The following is a 1,718-nucleotide window of genomic DNA, read 5'->3' as shown; positions in this document are numbered from 1 at the left end:
AAGCGGCGCGACGAGTCGGCGATGCTCGTGTCCGGTTCAGGGCGGCTTTCGACGCGCGACGCGACGATCACCAAGCACGGGCGCACGACCTCCGTCGCCGCGTCCGGCGACCGCGGTCTGAACGCGGCGGTGCTGGCCCGCGACGGGGGCCGGATCAGCCTGTCCGGCGGCTCCGTGCGCGCCAAGGGCAAGGGCGCGACGGCCGTCTTCGCGTCGGGGAAGGACGCCCGGGCGACGCTCAGCGGGAACGGCATCAGGACCAAGGGCGCGGCCGCGCGCGGCGTGATGGTCTCGGGCGGCGGCGAGGCCGCTCTGACGTACACGGAGATCGACACGGCCGGGGCGCAGGCGGCGCCGGTCGCGGTCGGTCCCGGCGGGTCGGGGGTGACGGTGTCCGGCGGCACGATGACCTCGGCGGGCTGCGGTTCGCCCGGGGTGCAGACCGCCGGTGACGTCGCGGTGACGGGGACGCTGTTCGACGTGGCGAACTCGGAGGCGTTCACCGTGGAGTCCGGGGGCGCGCTCTCCCTGAAGGACGTACGGGCGTCCGCGTCCGCGGGCGGGGTGGTGCTGCGGGGCGAGGACACGGCGACGTTCACGATGTCGGGCGGCTCGATCCAGGCGACGGACGGTGACCTGTTCTCGGTCCGACAGGCCGTGGCGGACGTGAAGCTGACGGGCGGAACGGAGCTGAAGACGAAGGACGGGGCGCTGCTCGACGTCAGCGACAAGGGGGTCGCGACCTTCGCCGCGAACAACGAGCGGCTGAAGGGGGACGTGAGCGTCACCGACGGTTCGGCGACGCTGGACCTGACCGGTTCGACGACGCTGGACGGGGCCGTCTCGGGGGCGTCGCTGACGCTCGGCGCCGGTACGAGGTGGTCGGTGGCCGGGGACTCGACGCTGAAGGGGCTGGAGCTGGGCTCCGGGGCGAAGGTCTCCGACGTGCTCGACGGGAACGGGCACGCGGTGACGTACGACGCGGACGCCAGCCCGGGGCTCGGCGGCAAGACGTACCGGCTGAGCGGGGGCGGGACGTTGCGGCCCGCGTGAGGGGGCTGTGCGTGGGCTGTGCGTCACCCCTCCCGGGGCCGGCCCTGCAAGCGGGCCGCGCGCTCGCGGATCGCGGGGAGTTCGGCCATCAGGGCCAGGCCCGGGCAGAAGGTCTCGTAGCCGTCGCGGTGTCCGGACACGGCGAGGAAGTCGGCGCCCGTGCCCGCCGGGAACCGGCTGTGGCCGTTGCTCGACACCAGCCGCACCGTGTCCCGCGGGTCGACGCCGGACAGGCCGAGCTTCCACGCGGCGACGGCGGCGATCGCCTCGCTCATCGCCGGTGGCACCGGGGTGCCCGCGGTGAAGGTGCCGATCGCGGCGATCCCGGTGGTGTTCTGGTTGAAGCCCTGGGTGTGGGCGCCGACCACGGCCCGGTCGACGCCACCGGCCCGGCCCTCGTAGACGGTGCCGCAGCGGTCGACGAGGAAGTTGTAGCCGATGTCGTCCCACTCCCGGCCGCCGGCCTGGCCCGCGTACACGTAGCGGATGATGCGCGGCACGTCGGCGCAGTCGTAGCCGTTCGGGGTGTCGGTGTGGTGGACGAAGACGGCGTCGACGCGGTCCGCGAACCGGACCGGGTCGCGGTGGTAGGTGTCCGCGCCCGCGGTCCACTCGGTGCGCGGCACGATGCGCGGCGGCCTGGCCGTGTACGCGCCGGCGGCGGC

At 74.5% G+C, this 1,718-nt stretch carries 2 protein-coding genes; one reads left to right on the top strand and one right to left on the bottom strand.

All coding sequences use genetic code 11. The features are described from left to right. Nucleotides 1-1,053: hypothetical protein (locus G3I40_RS22775; protein WP_164303989.1), on the top strand; the 1,053-nt coding region annotated here is incomplete at its 5' end. Nucleotides 1,054-1,076: 23 nt separating this feature from the next. On the opposite strand, the gene G3I40_RS22770 is transcribed toward G3I40_RS22775, so the two are convergent. Then, nucleotides 1,077-1,718 (bottom strand): peptidoglycan recognition protein (locus G3I40_RS22770; RefSeq protein ID WP_164303988.1); only part of this gene is annotated, 642 nt, incomplete at its 5' end.

Source organism: Streptomyces sp. SID14478, assembly GCF_010548525.1.
GTDB lineage: Bacteria > Actinomycetota > Actinomycetes > Streptomycetales > Streptomycetaceae > Streptomyces.
Note: the sequence above shows the minus strand (reverse complement) of the source record. Positions and strands in the feature narration are given on the sequence as shown.